This is a genomic window from Paenibacillus provencensis, from assembly GCF_042678545.1.
GTDB lineage: Bacteria > Bacillota > Bacilli > Paenibacillales > Paenibacillaceae > Paenibacillus > Paenibacillus provencensis.
This window is the reverse complement of record NZ_JBHTKX010000001.1, coordinates 683,426-698,490: the sequence shown is the minus strand read 5'-3', so window position 1 is coordinate 698,490 and position 15,065 is coordinate 683,426. Positions and strand designations below refer to the sequence as shown.

Below are 15,065 nucleotides of genomic sequence, written 5' to 3'. Positions count from 1 at the left end.
TTGTATTACCTCCTACTTTGGATGACTACATAGAAGAACTGTGCATAAGGAGCTGAAGTTTCAGCTCCTTATGCTGTTTAGGACGAACGATTCGTCCATCGTTCATTCTATTTATTAGAATTCAAGTACTTTGTTAACCGCATCAATTACACGATTAGGAGTTGGGAGCCAAGAGTCCTCAATTTGTGCGAATGCATATACCGTGTCAGGAGCAGCAACGCGTAGCACAGGTGCTTCCAGGTGCAGAATTGCTTTTTCATTGATTTGGGCAATGACTTCAGCTGCTACGCCGGAGCTCTTTTGAGCTTCTTGAACCACGATAGCGCGGTTTGTTTTCTTAACGGACTCAAGGATTGTATCGATGTCGATCGGGCTGATCGTACGAAGATCGATAACCTCTGCCTTGATTCCTTTTGTTTTTTCCAGTTCTTCTGCTGCTTTAACAGAAGTATGAACCATCATGCCATAAGCGATAATCGTTACGTCAGAACCTTCACGTACCACGTTCGCTTTACCAAGCTCAACTGTGTAATCTTCTTCTGGAACTTCTGCACGGAATGCATGATACAGGTTCAAGTGCTCCATGAAGAATACCGGATCGTTATCACGGATAGACGCAATCAGAAGACCTTTTGCATCGTAAGGGTTAGAAGGAACTACTACTTTAATACCCGGTGTTTGCGTAAGCAAACCTTCAAGGGAATCTGTATGAAGCTCAGCTGCTTTTACGCCGCCGCCGAAAGGTGTACGGAACACGATCGGGGAGTTGTAGCGGCCGCCGGAGCGGTAACGCATACGTGCAGCTTGAACCGCCATTTGGTCCAGTGCTTCAAAAATAAAACCTACGAATTGGATTTCTGCAACTGGACGGAAGCCAGTTACACCAAGCCCTACTGCCAGACCGCCGATAGCGGACTCCGCAAGTGGAGTATCAAATACGCGCTCTTCGCCGAATTCTTTTTGCAAACCTTCCGTCGCACGGAATACACCGCCGACATTACCCACGTCTTCACCGAAAATCAGGACATTCGGATCGCGTTTAAGCTCGACGCGCATGGCGTCGCGGATTGCTTCTTTCATGTTCATTTGTGCCATTGCTTCATATCCTCCTTAAACATTTAACAGTTCGTGCCTATATGAGTTCCGATCAGCGGAACAATTACTTACACCAAAGTTTTATTGAAAATCAGCTTTTTGCTCTTCCAGATGTTTTGGAGTATGCTCGAACATGCTGTCAATCAAGCCAGGGATTGTCATTTTTTCTGTTTTCTCAGCGCGTTTGATTTCTTCGTTCACTTTCGCTTTTGCTTCATCTTTCACGCGAGCTGTATCTTCTTCAGTCCAAAGACCTTTTTGTTCCAGATATTTAGCAAGACGGTTGATTGGATCTTTTTCGTTCCACTCGCCTTCCTCGTCTTTTGTACGATATTTGGAAGCATCGTCAGACAGGGAATGCGGACGGTAGCGGTAAGTCACTGCTTCAATCAAAGTAGCGCCTTCTCCGTTGCGAGCACGTTCAGCAGCTTCTCTAACAGCGGTGATTACTGCGAATACGTCCATTCCGTCAACTTTGATGCCTTTGATACCAGCTGCTACTGCTTTATGTGCAATAGACAGAGATGCAGTTTGTTTGGAGAAAGGTGTTGTAATGGCATAGCCATTGTTTTGCACGAAGAAAATAACCGGCAGTTTGAAACGTCCTGCAAAGTTCAGACCTTCGTAGAAGTCACCTTCGGAAGAACCGCCATCACCTGTGTAAGTGATCGCAACGTTCTTTTGGCTTTTCAGTTTGAAGCCCATAGCAATACCCATCGCGTGCAAAATTTGAGCACCGATGATGATTTGCGGCATCATCACGTTTACACCGTCAGGAATTTGACCACCATGTTGATGTCCACGGGAGTACAGGAATGCTTGATACAACGGAAGTCCATGCCATACCAGCTGTGGAATATCGCGGTAACCAGGTACTACGTAGTCTTCCTTCTCAAGCGCAAACTCACTGCCGATCATGGAAGCTTCTTGACCGGATACTGGAGCGTAGAATCCAAGACGTCCTTGGCGGCCCAGGTTAACTGCGCGGTCGTCCCAAGTACGTGTAAATACCATACGGTACATAATTTCTTTCAATTGCTCATCGGACAGCTCAGGCATCTTGTCTTTGTTAACGATTTCACCGTCAGGAGACAATACGGAGAGAGCCTCTACATCCTCTGTATAAACTTCATAAGGAACCTTGCTCATTTTTTTCTTCACCTCAACAAAAAATTTGAATATCAAGTTCCGCTGTTATAGAATTATTATACACCTGTTTTGTCACATACGTCAAAGATAAACGTTGATTTTTTTAAGCTTTTCTTATGTTTGTATGTATAACAGTTGTTTTATATTAGTATAACAGTTGTGGAAAATACCTGCTGCTTGTACTAGCCGAGCAACTAGGGTTAATCTTATCTTATTGTCAAAACGAATGCAAAACAAAGACGAAGAAAGGTGACGATTTATGACGGATTCTCGCTACTTGAAACGAACCATCCTTAAGGATGAAATTGAAAGCCGGTTTTTGAACGCAAAAAGAAATCTCCGGGTTTACCTCCCGCCGGGCTACAATGAAGTATTAAGCTATCCTGTCGTCTACTGTCAGGACGGGGAGGAATTTTTCAACTTCGGCCGCATAGCCACAACTGCCAATCGCTTAATTTTAGATGAAGGCGTAGAGCCTTTTATCATTGTTGGCGTTGAAGTCGACGTGAAAATTCGTACTCAGGAGTATGCGCCTTTTGGACAACAATTTGAGGCATACACTTCTGCCTTTGCGAAAGAAATCATTCCCTATATCGAAGAAAAATATCCAGTCCGCCGCACAAAAGAGGAAAGAATTCTTGCAGGTGACTCCCTTGGAGGCAGTGTTTCACTCCACATTGCGCTTATGTATCCCGAATTGTTCAGCAAAGTTATCAGCTTGTCCGGTGCCTTCTATCCCCAATCACAGGAGCTGTATGCTAAGTCCTCGGATCTGTCCTGGCTAAATGTGTGGATGATCGTGGGACTTCAGGAGGACAGCTTCGAGACCGATTATGGCATCTTCAACTTCGTAGAAATGAATCAGAACACTCGTGACTTGTTAGAAGCGCGTGGTGCCAAAGTGAAGTATGCTGAAAAAGACGGACGCCATCAGTGGGGATTTTGGCAAAATGAGCTTCCAGGCGCGCTCGAATACTTCCTGGATAAACAATAATACAGTCACTTCGGGAAGGAGCACTCTCTCCTCCCCGCTTAGCCCAATATTGGTGTTAGCGTTTACATCCAGCTTCTATCATACACCAATTTTTGACACAAAAAAACCGGCTCTGCTTGAGCTTGAGCCGGTCTGTTTTTTTATTTCAGCTTCTCTATCGTAATTTGATCCAGCAGCGCGTCACTTCCCAGATCAATCAGTCTGTGCACCTCATCAAAATTCCCTGTGTAATAGGGATCAGGCACCTCTCTGTGTATTTCATCGGGGAGTAGATCCATAAATTTTAATATGTTCGCTTGTTCTGCACCGGGTAATTTTCGGACATTGCGCTCATTCGAATCATCCATGCACACGATATAATCAAAGGAACCAAAGTCACTATCTGTTACTTGTCTTGCTGTCATACCTTCAAAGCTTACCGAGTGAAGGTTCAAAATCTTCTGTGTTCCTTCATGAGGAGGCTTTCCAATATGCCAATCCCCTGTCCCAGCTGAATCAACCAGAATGCGCTCCTCCAATTGCCGCTCTTTCACTTTGTGGCGAAAAATGGCCTCCGCCATCGGTGATCTGCAAATGTTGCCCAGGCATACGAATAGTACGCGAATCATCTCTTCCACGCTTCCCTTCCAGCATTCTATCTAATCTTCTTCACTTCATAACTACAACTCCCCAATTGTGCAAGAGGATATAGCCAGCAAATCAATTATTTATTCAAAGTGTGCTGTTTGTTTGGTGCTACCGAAGTTTCTTTTTCTACAGTTTGTAGCGTACGCTTCGGCAGCCTCCATCGATAGTGAACGGACAGCATACGGAAAAAGACAACCGCACCAAACAAAATCAGCAAGCTCACGGTGCTGTCCGCAATATGAAGTCCGATCATCAGCCCTGCCAAAATAGCCCACACCGCATATATTTCATCTCTGAGAACCAGCGGCTTGCGTCCAGCCAGCAGATCTCTAATAATTCCTCCACCAATCCCGGTCAACACTGCAGCTACAATTACTGCACTGATGGGATGATTCATATCGGCAGCATAGAGTCCGCCCTGAATGGCAAAAGCCGACAATCCAATAGCATCAAAGAACATTTCTGTCTTCTTCCAATGGCCGATCCATGGATTTGGGAGAATAAAAGCAATCGCAATGGAAAACAAAGCCAGCATAATAAACGTTCCTTGACTCCATAATGTAGTCACGGGTACGCCAATCAATATATTTCGTATGACTCCGCCGCCAAATGCCGTCACCATACCGAGAACGATGACACCTAATATATCATAATCTTCCTCCATTGCAACGAAGGCACCAGACATTGCAAAGGCGATCGTTCCGATAATACTAAAAATCTCAAACACATTCATTTCCACTTGCCATCTATACCTCACTCATTAGGTCATATTTACACTTGTACCATTGTAGTCAAGTGCCGTCCATTTGTGCAACTATTATTTGTGGATTATACTCAATAGAAATGAACAACAAGTAGCAAGGAAGTGGCCAAATGCCCAACACTAGAGTTGCCATCTTTACAGGCGGGGATCTTCATGAGGAATATATTGAGAAGCTGAATGCAGATGACATCTTAATCGGTGCGGATTACGGTGCTTGGTATTTAGTAAATCAGCATCTCACACTTAATTTAGCTGTTGGAGATTTTGATTCTGTATCAGAAGAGCAATATAGATGCATTGAAGAAAATAGTCATCAAGTCGTCAGGTGTGATCCCATCGATAAGGATCTGTCTGATACAGAGCTCGCCCTCAAATATGCCTATTCCTTTGATCCAGCAGAAATTGTTATTTTTGGTGCAACAGGTTCAAGACTCGACCACACGCTGGCGAATATACAGATCTTATCCAAAACTCTCAAGCAGGGTGTACGCTGCAGCATTCTAAACAGAAACAACCTGATTACTGCAACGGATTCTCGTATTACTTTACATAAGAGTGAATATGACTACGTATCTATACTCCCTTTAACGACTGAGGTTCGCGGTATTGATCTTGATGGTTTTATGTACCCTCTATCCAATGCTGTTCTGTCAATCGGAGACTCGCTCGGTATCAGTAATCAAATTGTGGACACAACAGGGACAATAACAATTAAAGAAGGTATTCTGCTTGTAGTACAGAGCAAGGATTGAGTTCAACAACAAAAATCCATTCGATAACGAATGGATTTTTGTTGTGCAACTCCTTTTTATCAGCCAAAATATCGATGGTAAATCGTTCTTGCTTCCGATATATCCTTCGTTCCGTGAACCAGCGCTCTTCCATCCTTGAATATGACCAGTCGAACCGTTTCTTTTAGCTGAAAAGAGACAAGAAAAGGATTCACCTCAACTTTGCCTTGATCTAGGCTGCGTAAACGATCAGCCGTTTCTTGAAGATCAAGCTCTCTTCTACGTGCAGGCCTAATCTGTACGGTGTCCCGCCCACACAACACATCTGATCGATCCGTGTTTGCTGCACTAAGAAAAGGATAAGTTCGCTGATGCCCGCAGGATAGGCAGTTCGGATTCTTCGCCAAATCAACACCTATCGTGGTATATTCATTACGCCACATGTCAAAACTGAGAAGCTTTCTCCTTAGCGCATCATAGTTTCCGGTAAGGAGCTTAAACGCCTCTGCTGTCTGATTCGCTGTAACCATCTGGACTGCTTGTGGAAGAATTCCTGCCGTATCGCAGGTATCACCACCAAGCGGGACCTCACCCAGCAAGCAATTCAAGCAAGGGGTTTCTCCAGGTAAAATGGTATATGTAATACCGTAGCTGCCGACACAACCTCCGTAAATCCAGGGCTTGTTGTTCTTCTGAGCAATATCATTGATGATCAGCCGAGTATCAAAATTATCCGTGGCATCCATTATCAAATCTGAGCCAATGATGATTTCTTCTAATTCCTCTGCGCCTACATCCATAACATGAGCATCAATATTTACTTCAGAATTAATATGACGAAGTCTGTTCTTGGCAGCGACTGCCTTAGGAAGACGGGATATTGCATCTGCTTCACTGTACAGCTGCTGTCGCTGGAGATTGCTCCATTCAACATAGTCTCGATCAGCTATAGTTAAACGACCTACACCTGAACGAACCAGCGTTTCTGCAATTCCAGTTCCAAGCGCCCCGGCTCCTATAACGACCACATTGCTGTTACTCAGCTTCTGCTGTCCTTCTTTGCCGAATGGCACGAATAGCTCCTGTCTCGAGTATCGATCAGGTGTTGCTTTTGCAGCTGCGCTTATATCTTCTGTACTTTGCGATCTATTCACTTATGAATCATCCCTTCCATCGGACTGCTTGCCGATGCGTAGCGTTTGACCGGGATCATTCCAGACTCGTAGGCTTTCCTTCCCGCCCATATGGCATATTTCATCGCTTCCGCCATTTTCACAGGGTCTCCTGCTCCAGAAACTGCGGAATTCAGCAGCACAGCATCCGCCCCAAGCTCCATTGCATAGGAAGCATCACGAGGAGACCGAATACCTGCATCAATTATAACAGGAACAACCGCCTGTTCAATGATCAGCTCCAGTGCTCTTGGATTATTTAAACCTTGACCTGAGCCTATTGGGGATGCACCCGGCATGATCGCATGAACACCTAATAGCTGTAATCTTTTTGCAAGCATCACATCATCTGAGATGTATGGCAGTACAATAAATCCTTCTGCAAGCAGTATTTCGCAGGCATTATAGGTCTCCAGTGGGTCTGGCAGAAGTGTAATCTGATCCCCGATCACTTCTACCTTAATCATATCACATAGTCCAGAAGCTTTTGCGAGTCTGGCTATTTTTACAGCTTCCTCCGCCGTTCTTGCTCCAGCAGTATTGGGCAGCAGCGTATACTTGGATAAGTCGAGATGATCCAGAAAATGCGGCTCATCCTTCTTGTCCAGATTCAGTCTGCGTACCGCAAAAGTAAGCACTTCCGTTTCAGAGATCTCTACCGCTTTGCGCTGAACATACAGATCATCGAATTTTCCAGTACCTAATAACAGCCGTGAACGAAAATTATAACTTCCAATGTTCAACATCATTAACCGCCTCCCACAAAATGAACGATCTCGATCTTATCACCATCTGCAAGCTTTGTAGTGGAATGTAGGTCTTTCGATAATATTTGATCATTCCACTCAACCACGACCGTTTTGACACCTAATTCAAGGAACGATATTAAATCGCTAACTGAAATAACTGAATCATCAATTGGTTTATGTTGTCCGTTAATGACTAGCTTCAATGAACCAACCTGCCCTTCTCCAAGATTCGCATAGGTGAGAACTCGGTAATTCCGAGCTCTTCTTCACTCTCACCTGCTACAAGTCTGCTAATAATTTCTCCTGTTACTGCGCTTAGAAGAATTCCATTACGATAATGCCCGGCTGCAATGTATAGTCCTGTAACTCCTTTGTACTGTCCGATATAAGGCAAACCATCTATCGTTTGCGGTCTGAGTCCTGCCCAGGAACGAGTATAAGCAGCGTGTTCAAGCTGCGGAATCCACATGCTTCCCTCGTGAAGCAGCCGAAGCATTCCTTTTATGGATACCCTCTTGTCATGATTAAAAGGAATGCTCGTCGCCCCAATCCATATTTCTCCCCCTGGCTTTGGCACAAGATAAACATCATGCGTATAAATGGTATAATCCAATCTGATCTCAGGTAAGGAAACGGCAATGATTTCACCTTTGACAGGCACTGTAGGAAGATTTATTCCCAAATTGGACAGCACATCCCCCATACCCTGTCCGAGTCCTGATGCGATAATGACGTTATTACAGGAGTAACTGTCTGTTAATGTCTCAACCCCACGAACGGTGCCACACTGGATATCTAGTGAAACCACTGGCTGTTGTTCCAGATAACGCGCTCCTTTGGCTCTAGCAGCATCAATGAGAGCTCTGTTTAATTGGCCCGGTAACAGCTGAAGCTGATCGGGATAATAATAAGCGCATTCGGCTTGGTCACAGATCGCTGGAATTTCACTTCTAAGCCTGGATCGATTCCAATATTCTTGTTGACCTATGTTCATTGATTTCTTAGGAAGATCCTTAAACGGTGAGACAAATCCTGCACTGCATAGAGCGACATCGATAGGAGTTGAAATGGATAAATCATCTACAAGTGATCGGATTAGCTCAAGACTGCGTTCAGCCAAGTTTTTCAGGGCAGGAGTCGAGAAGGATTCTAAATGCGGGGCCAGCATGCCTGCGGCAGCTCCTGAAGCTCCAGATGCAATACGTTCTCCCTCCAACAGCAGAACATCCTTACCATCCCGCGCCAAATAATAAGCGATGGCTGAACCGATAATGCCCCCGCCCACCACGATAAATTCTGACCTGCGACTGGTATCGACGTTCTGTTCGTAATGTTGCATATCCGTCCTCCTCATTTACTTAACCTCTCTATAACGACATAGTGCATTATGATATTCGAGCACTGCACCAAGTGGATCGGCTGCATTCATCACTCCTGATATCACAGCAATACCTGATGCACCAGCATTAACAATTTCATGAATATGTGTCGGCTTGATCCCTCCAATAGCAATGACCGGAACATGTACCTCTGTACAGACCTGCCGTAATGAGGCAATTCCTCTTGGAGCAGCACCCGGCTTACTAGAGGAAGGATAAACATGACCGTACATTATGAAATCGGCTCCTTGGTGCTCGGCCTGTTGTGCCTCCTGTAGGGAATGGACAGAAACCCCAATTCGTGTTTTTGACATCCCCCTGTTTGTCATTGAGTTCTTGAGACACTGGATGTGATGAAGCTCCTTCATCCCGATTTGGAGAATGGCTGCGCCATACTTGCATACCAGCTCCGCTTGACGATTCAGTCCCAATCTACTCATTGGAATCTGATTAAGCGCCAGGATATCAATAAACTGCTCGATTTCCTTAACCGTGCACTTTTTATCTCGGATATGTACGGCGGTCGCATATGACCATATTTTAGAGAATACTTGAATCCAGTCAGCGGAGGATGGGGAGTGAGATGAGATCACATGCAGTTCAAATTCAGACACTAATATGACAGATCAACTCCTTTTTGGAACAGATGAATAAGTGGTGGATACAAGCCTCACATGTTTCCTAGCGCAGCCGTAGCAACAAAAAAACCACTCCCAAAAGGAAGTGGTCATGATTACATTTAGAAATGCAACTACTGATGGATGAGATTTACGCAAAATATCGCATTCGTTGAATTACGAAACCTACGTTCATGCCTCATATCAGTTCCCACTTCCCTACGCTGGTATAATCCAGATCAGGTACAAAGAGTCCGGAATCGATTCATTCCATCTCAGCCGCTTACGCGCGGCCCCCCTAGTGAAAATACTATTCAGTTGTAGAATTACGTTGAATATGTTAGCACATAAGCAAGGATTTGGAAAGCAAGGATTTGGAAAGCAATAATTCTAAGACATTTATTATCTAAGACTCTCTCTTGAAGAAGTACTTAAGAAAAAACACCTTGATCCTCGTCCTAAGTCTCAACTTTACTTATGATTTAAACTTTAGCTGACCATTCTTCTACATTCCAGGTCTTGGTTACCCAATCCTCGTAGAAATCCGGTTCGTGGGAAACGAGCAATACAGTCCCTTTGAATTCTTTCAGTGCACGCTTCAACTCTTCCTTGGCTACAACATCCAAGTGATTGGTCGGCTCATCGAATAGAATCCAATTCGTCTCTCGCATCATGAGCTTGCATAGACGCACCTTCGCCTGTTCTCCCCCGCTCAGCATGTTCAGCGGTCTTGTAATATGTTCATTCTTAAGACCACAGCGCGCAAGATGAGCACGCACTTCATGCTGATTCAAATGAGAAAATTCATTCCATACATCATCAATTGGCGTAATTTTGCCAGGACGGACTTCCTGTTCGAAATAAGCCGGGAATAGGAAATCTCCTAGATAGGTCTTCCCGCTGAGCGCAGGGATTTTTCCGAGAATCGTCTTAAGAAGCGTAGATTTACCGACGCCGTTACATCCGACAATCGCAATCTTGTCTCCCCGCTCAATCGTCATTGTCATTTTGGGAAGCAGCGGATAGTCATAACCAATCTCAAAATCGATGCCTTCAAATACGGTTTTGCCGCTTGCGCGAGCATCCTTGAAACCGAACACCGGCTTGGCCGCTTCCTCAGGACGATCAATGCGATCAATACGATCCAGCTGCTTCTCACGGCTCTTCGCCCGTCCTGAGGTTGAATATCGAGCCTTATTGCGTTGGATAAAATCTTCTTGCTTCTTAATATACTCCTGCTGCTTCTCGTAAGCATCAATATGCTGATTCTTGTTGATATCCGCCATCTCAAGGAACTTGTTGTAGTTCGCCGAATAACGTGTCAGCTTCGCAAATTCGAGATGATAGATGACGTTCACGACCTGATTCATAAACTCGGTATCATGTGAAATCAGCATAAATGCGTAAGGATAATCCTTCAAATAACGAGTCAGCCATTCAATATGCTCAACGTCCAAATAGTTCGTAGGCTCGTCCAGGAGAAGAACATTCGGCTTCTCTAGAAGCAGCTTGGCTAATAGTACCTTCGTCCGCTGCCCACCGCTTAGGGCAGACACATCCCGGTCAAGACCTATCGCATTCAGGCCGAGCCCATTGGCCATCTCTTCTACTTTTACATCAATTAAATAAAAGTCGCCAATATCCAGCTGCTCCTGAATCTCACCCATCTCTTCAAGCAGCAGCTCTAGTTCTTCTGGAGATGCATCTGCCATCTTCTCGGTAATGACCATCATCTCTTTTTCCAGCTCGAGCAAAGGCAGGAATGCATCCTTCAGAACATCACGAATCGTGTTGCCCGGTGTCAGCTTGGTATGCTGATCCAGGTATCCATAACGGACTTTCGGTGTCCACTCCACTTTGCCGCTGTCCTTCAGCAGCTGTCCTGTCAAAATATTCATCAGCGTTGATTTACCTACGCCATTTGCACCGACCAATCCCACATGCTCTCCTGCCAGCAAACGGAAGGAAACATTTTTAAATAATGTGCGATCTCCAAAATTGTGGCTGACATTTTCTACAGTCAATAAACTCATATAATGCAGTTACCCCTATCTTGTATGGCTTTAGCCTTTAGTCTCTGTTATTTAATCCAAAATTCAATGAGGACGAGAACTTAAGCAATCATTGCTGCTTGCTGTAATATCACAAGTTCAATCCATCTAATATGATATATTAGCATAATTTGAAGACTCACTGATACTAAGATTTTGGGAGTGAGAGCAAAAATAAAATACTCTCTCCATTTCAACCAACGCTCTATGTTAGAAATGAAGCTAAATGGAGACAGCCTGAAGGTGGATATTGGATAATGTATGAAAAAAAGACCCGGGATCGGGTCTTCTCCTGTTAGAATTAATGCGGTACCTGTGGGCTGAAATCATCCCGGCTCGATCGATCCGCATGATAAAACACAACATCTCCGTCCAGTAAGGTAAAGGCATGACCGTATGCATCGAAGACCCTGTTCTGGTATCCTTCCATCTCCCACTGATTCATTAGAGGAGCATGAATATATTGTAAATACGGATCTCCGACCTTTCCTGCCTGAATCGATTCAAGATTAAAGTTTACAATAATATACCCGTCCGTAAGGAAGAGTGGTGAATTCTTGTCTAATCCTCCATTAGTCCGTGCATATTCAGCGATATTCGTTCCTTGTTTCACCACATATGGCTCGGCAGGGAGGCTATACTCACCATACCACTGCTGAATGGAGGCATTTGCCCGAAGCACATCACTACTAGCGCTTGTCGGTATATTCGTCTTAGGGCCAATAAAGGTCCGCAGCTGTTCTGGAAGCATCAGCAGATCCCATCCGCCGACGGGGGTCTTCATTTTGGTGGATACCGTTTGATAATAGTTCTGGTATGCATTCTCGGTAATCATTTCTGTATGAATGCTTCCATCATGATAATATTTATATCTCGCCGTATCCTCGAGCTGTACTGCTGGCACATTCCGCAGTCGTTCGTTTAGGATGACATAACGCTGAACCTGATCTTCATCTGATCCGATCTGGACGAAGTTCTGTTCCTTCGTATGGTAATAGAGATCCACAGGAACTCTATTCTGTCCATCCTTCGTTACGAAATAGAAACTCGGAGTAATCCGAATCCCATCTTCAGGGCCAAACATGTTCCCTTTGGTCTTGAAGTCAAATTTGAAGTGATATCCTGTCTTGATGGCCACATTTCTGTGCCCTTCGATGGGATGGCTTCCCGGACGAATTGGTGTCGTAAACCTCTCCTCAATACCTCTCGGATCACCATCAATACCCAGAGTTCCTACCCAATAAGAGACGCCTGTTGGACTGCTCCCTTCGGTTGTTCGGAACACATTTTCCCAGCTGTAATCTGCAATATCGGTTATTCGAAAATCGTACAGCCGGCCAATGACTTCAACAGACACCTCATCACTTGCAATATGATGCACAAGATTCAGGTTGGCATCTGGCTCATCTTGAGCATTATAATTCGAAGGTGCATTTTCCGCGATATTCCTGAATTCAACCTGATAGTCACCTTCGTCTACCCATACAGGAAGATAAAATGTAGTATCCAGCTGCGCTACCGGAACATTGATCCATGTGCCTTGCGGATAAAAGTGAGATTTGTCCTGGCTAAAGACATCGAATGGAAACTTCACCTGCTTAATCCGATAATACTTCGCATAGTTGCGATCGCCGTATCCAGGATAACTCGTGTGCTGACCTTCCGTTGGAATTCTCACACTAAACGGACGTTCCAGAATCAAGGCCGCACGATCATTGTTCGGTTTCGTCTTCTGATTATGCGCCTGATCGTCCGAGACTAAGGAGTAGTTCACAACAGGAGTATGTACGGTCACATCATTGATTGGGTTAATGGGAAAGCTCTGTGTTCCTCCACCTCCCACCGCAGGCTGAATGAGTGTATAGTCGATGGTTCCAGACGATGGGTTATCTGCTTCATTCAGCAAGCTCTGGCTAATGAGAAGCTGATCTTCATACAATATTGTCTCTCCGCTATCCTTATGGGACCTGATCTTGGGTGCTTGAGGTATTTGGGTCGGGTTAGGTCCATCTTGACTCACAGTACCCCCATCCATAACATTGGTGGTTGTCCCTTTCCAAGTAAAATCGAGAGAATCATTTTTCACATTAGGTGGTCCAGTCTGAGCTTCAGCCAGTCCAAGCAGTGTAGAAGTATCATCAGGCGGTGAAGGTTTACTGTCTCCGCCATCCACTACATCTGGGGTATAGCTAATATCGCCGCTGTCTTTTGGAATGACATGTTCCTCTACATTCTCGGACCTCTCCAAGCTTACAGAAGGTAGAGTATATCCATTGGGACTTAACGTAACAGTCTTTCCCGGTAATGCATAGTTGGACATTGTCGCTTGATTAATTCCATAGACTGCCAGGTTATTCACAGTCCAATAAGAATAATTCCGTTCAAATGAGAAATCATAATTGACCGTTTCTGATACGGACATCGGTTCAGGAGGTACTTCAACCATATTCCCTTCCTCATCAGGAACGGGGTCCTGAGCCTCCTCCCATTTTAGAACATAGGTAACCACTGCGTTACAATCGTAAGTAATCGTACCTCTCTGCTGCCCAAACGTATGCTGGTATAAATAATGATAAGCCCATGCATTGGCGTATAAGTGCTCTGAAGTGGGAATTCCGATGGTTGCATCAAAATGCATACCGTTCGCGTCGTCATCCGCTAGAATATGACCTTGAGCCCCAGGGTCCATAAAAATCGTTGTCGGGGTGGAGCCTTGTGAAGGCGGATTAATCGTATATGTACACGCAGCTTGACCCCCTGGTTGCTCAGTCTCATTATCTGGATCTTCACCAACAGTTACTGTGGCATAGTCATATAGATGATATGGGCCATTAGTGTCATTTTTCCACTTAGCTGTGATTCTAGCGGTCCCTTCACCGATTGCAGTGATTCTCCCGCTATCATCTACTGTAACAACGCTTTGACTATTAGAACTCCACTCGGTATTTTCTCTATATGAAACGTCTACCCAACTTGATTCTGAACCATCATACTGAGTAGTTTTTACTTTTGCTTTAAGTGATTCTCGATCACCGACGTTAAGTGTCTTATCCTCACTTACCTCTAACTCTTTTCTTTCAGTTACATATCCCGAATATTTTATAGTTAATGGTGTATTATAAGAGACTTGATATTTATCTTTAGAATCTGGCCTGTCACCGTAATCCACACGTGAACTTTCTGCATGATTCCAACCTGTAATAGTGGAAATAATTGCAAAAATATCACCTTTTTGAAACTCTGGCTTAGCATTTGCAGGCGTGTACGTATTATCAGGTACATAAGAGATGTCCTCTATACCAAGATCCTTAATATACTCTTGTTGAAACGGATTACCTTCTTTATCCCTCATCGTATTAGGAGCGTACTGGCTGGTATTAATTTTATCTATTACTGGATCTCCTGCTAGTGGAGATCCGATTCTTCCGGTTTCATTCCAATGTGTTGTAGTGGTTACGCGCTGAGTACCCTCATTTCTTGTGGCTGACCATATTTCACCATCGCCTTGAGTCCAGACAACTTTTGGTCTTGCTTCACTCTCTCCAGTCACAGTTACCTTAATACTCTGTCTTTTATAAGCCGGTTCTGGCCACGTTTCTGGAGTTACTTTGATTTCTTCTTCTTGACTTAAAGGAGGATACCCATTACTAAAGTTAGCATAGATAAGATTAGCATTCATTTGCAAAAATATAATTAATGCTAGGAGGTATAATGTTATTCTTCTCATCTATTTACTTC

The 15,065-nt window shown here is 44.4% G+C and carries 13 protein-coding genes and 1 riboswitch; of the genes, 2 read left to right on the top strand and 11 right to left on the bottom strand.

Annotated elements, in window-relative coordinates:
• Positions 1–114: 114 nt before the first annotated feature.
• Both ACFQ3J_RS03450 and pdhA read right to left on the bottom strand, forming a co-directional pair.
• Entirely contained in the window at positions 115–1,095 is a 981-nt protein-coding gene (locus tag ACFQ3J_RS03450) for an alpha-ketoacid dehydrogenase subunit beta (RefSeq protein ID WP_076312761.1), read from the bottom strand.
• 81 nt (positions 1,096–1,176) lie between these two features.
• A complete protein-coding gene (gene pdhA, locus ACFQ3J_RS03445; protein ID WP_091157638.1) occupies positions 1,177–2,244 on the bottom strand; it encodes a pyruvate dehydrogenase (acetyl-transferring) E1 component subunit alpha in 1,068 nt (355 codons plus the stop codon).
• Between the two features lie 259 nt (positions 2,245–2,503).
• On the opposite strand from pdhA, the gene ACFQ3J_RS03440 reads away from it, so the two are divergent.
• Positions 2,504–3,238 (top strand): alpha/beta hydrolase, encoded by a 735-nt coding sequence (locus ACFQ3J_RS03440; RefSeq protein ID WP_091157641.1) that lies wholly within the window; start codon positions 2,504–2,506, stop codon positions 3,236–3,238.
• A 140-nt stretch (positions 3,239–3,378) separates the two neighbouring features.
• Here the strand turns inward: ACFQ3J_RS03440 and ACFQ3J_RS03435 are convergent, their stop codons facing one another.
• Together ACFQ3J_RS03435 and ACFQ3J_RS03430 are read right to left on the bottom strand one after the other, a co-directional pair.
• Positions 3,379–3,846 (bottom strand): low molecular weight protein-tyrosine-phosphatase, encoded by a 468-nt coding sequence (locus tag ACFQ3J_RS03435; RefSeq protein WP_091157644.1) that lies wholly within the window; start codon positions 3,844–3,846, stop codon positions 3,379–3,381.
• A 95-nt stretch (positions 3,847–3,941) separates the two neighbouring features.
• Positions 3,942–4,598 carry a trimeric intracellular cation channel family protein gene (locus ACFQ3J_RS03430; RefSeq protein WP_251581168.1) on the bottom strand — a complete coding sequence of 219 codons (657 nt, stop codon included), beginning with the start codon at positions 4,596–4,598 and terminating at the stop codon, positions 3,942–3,944.
• Positions 4,599–4,738: 140 nt separating this feature from the next.
• Here ACFQ3J_RS03430 and ACFQ3J_RS03425 point away from each other — a divergent pair, with 140 nt between their 5' ends.
• Positions 4,739–5,380 carry a thiamine diphosphokinase gene (locus ACFQ3J_RS03425; RefSeq protein ID WP_091157649.1) on the top strand — a complete coding sequence of 214 codons (642 nt, stop codon included), beginning with the start codon at positions 4,739–4,741 and terminating at the stop codon, positions 5,378–5,380.
• 59 nt (positions 5,381–5,439) lie between these two features.
• Here ACFQ3J_RS03425 and ACFQ3J_RS03420 read toward each other — a convergent pair whose 3' ends face one another.
• The 7 genes from ACFQ3J_RS03420 to ACFQ3J_RS03390 form a co-directional block, all read right to left on the bottom strand.
• Positions 5,440–6,513, bottom strand: coding sequence for a thiazole biosynthesis adenylyltransferase ThiF (locus ACFQ3J_RS03420; RefSeq protein WP_251581166.1), 1,074 nt, complete (start codon positions 6,511–6,513; stop codon positions 5,440–5,442).
• Positions 6,510–7,277 (bottom strand): thiazole synthase, encoded by a 768-nt coding sequence (locus ACFQ3J_RS03415; protein WP_251581667.1) that lies wholly within the window; start codon positions 7,275–7,277, stop codon positions 6,510–6,512. The genes ACFQ3J_RS03420 and ACFQ3J_RS03415 overlap by 4 nt, the downstream gene beginning before the upstream one ends.
• 2 nt (positions 7,278–7,279) lie before the next feature.
• Positions 7,280–7,483, bottom strand: coding sequence for a sulfur carrier protein ThiS (gene thiS, locus ACFQ3J_RS03410; protein WP_251581164.1), 204 nt, complete (start codon positions 7,481–7,483; stop codon positions 7,280–7,282).
• Positions 7,480–8,619, bottom strand: coding sequence for an NAD(P)/FAD-dependent oxidoreductase (locus ACFQ3J_RS03405; RefSeq protein ID WP_170862426.1), 1,140 nt, complete (start codon positions 8,617–8,619; stop codon positions 7,480–7,482). Before ACFQ3J_RS03405 ends, thiS begins: the two co-directional genes overlap by 4 nt.
• A gap of 15 nt (positions 8,620–8,634) precedes the next feature.
• Positions 8,635–9,273 carry a thiamine phosphate synthase gene (locus tag ACFQ3J_RS03400; RefSeq protein WP_251581162.1) on the bottom strand — a complete coding sequence of 213 codons (639 nt, stop codon included), beginning with the start codon at positions 9,271–9,273 and terminating at the stop codon, positions 8,635–8,637.
• Between the two features lie 202 nt (positions 9,274–9,475).
• A riboswitch (TPP riboswitch) is annotated at positions 9,476–9,586 on the bottom strand.
• Between the two features lie 172 nt (positions 9,587–9,758).
• Positions 9,759–11,309, bottom strand: coding sequence for an ABC-F family ATP-binding cassette domain-containing protein (locus ACFQ3J_RS03395; RefSeq protein WP_091157664.1), 1,551 nt, complete (start codon positions 11,307–11,309; stop codon positions 9,759–9,761).
• Between the two features lie 319 nt (positions 11,310–11,628).
• Positions 11,629–15,054: a DUF5704 domain-containing protein gene (locus ACFQ3J_RS03390; RefSeq protein ID WP_251581160.1), complete on the bottom strand. Its 3,426-nt coding sequence runs from the start codon at positions 15,052–15,054 to the stop codon at positions 11,629–11,631.
• Positions 15,055–15,065: the final 11 nt, after the last annotated feature.

Bases quoted from the DNA above. Each gene is read 5' to 3' on its own strand.
- ACFQ3J_RS03405 (WP_170862426.1), bottom strand. From the start codon at position 8,619: ATGCAACATTACGAACAGAACGTCGATACCAGTCGCAGGTCAGAATTT.
- ACFQ3J_RS03440 (WP_091157641.1), top strand. From the start codon at position 2,504: ATGACGGATTCTCGCTACTTGAAACGAACCATCCTTAAGGATGAAATT.
- ACFQ3J_RS03415 (WP_251581667.1), bottom strand. From the start codon at position 7,277: ATGTTGAACATTGGAAGTTATAATTTTCGTTCACGGCTGTTATTAGGT.
- ACFQ3J_RS03395 (WP_091157664.1), bottom strand. From the start codon at position 11,309: ATGAGTTTATTGACTGTAGAAAATGTCAGCCACAATTTTGGAGATCGC.
- pdhA (WP_091157638.1), bottom strand. From the start codon at position 2,244: ATGAGCAAGGTTCCTTATGAAGTTTATACAGAGGATGTAGAGGCTCTC.
- ACFQ3J_RS03390 (WP_251581160.1), bottom strand. From the start codon at position 15,054: ATGAGAAGAATAACATTATACCTCCTAGCATTAATTATATTTTTGCAA.
- ACFQ3J_RS03430 (WP_251581168.1), bottom strand. From the start codon at position 4,598: ATGAATGTGTTTGAGATTTTTAGTATTATCGGAACGATCGCCTTTGCA.
- ACFQ3J_RS03425 (WP_091157649.1), top strand. From the start codon at position 4,739: ATGCCCAACACTAGAGTTGCCATCTTTACAGGCGGGGATCTTCATGAG.
- ACFQ3J_RS03435 (WP_091157644.1), bottom strand. From the start codon at position 3,846: ATGATTCGCGTACTATTCGTATGCCTGGGCAACATTTGCAGATCACCG.
- ACFQ3J_RS03450 (WP_076312761.1), bottom strand. From the start codon at position 1,095: ATGGCACAAATGAACATGAAAGAAGCAATCCGCGACGCCATGCGCGTC.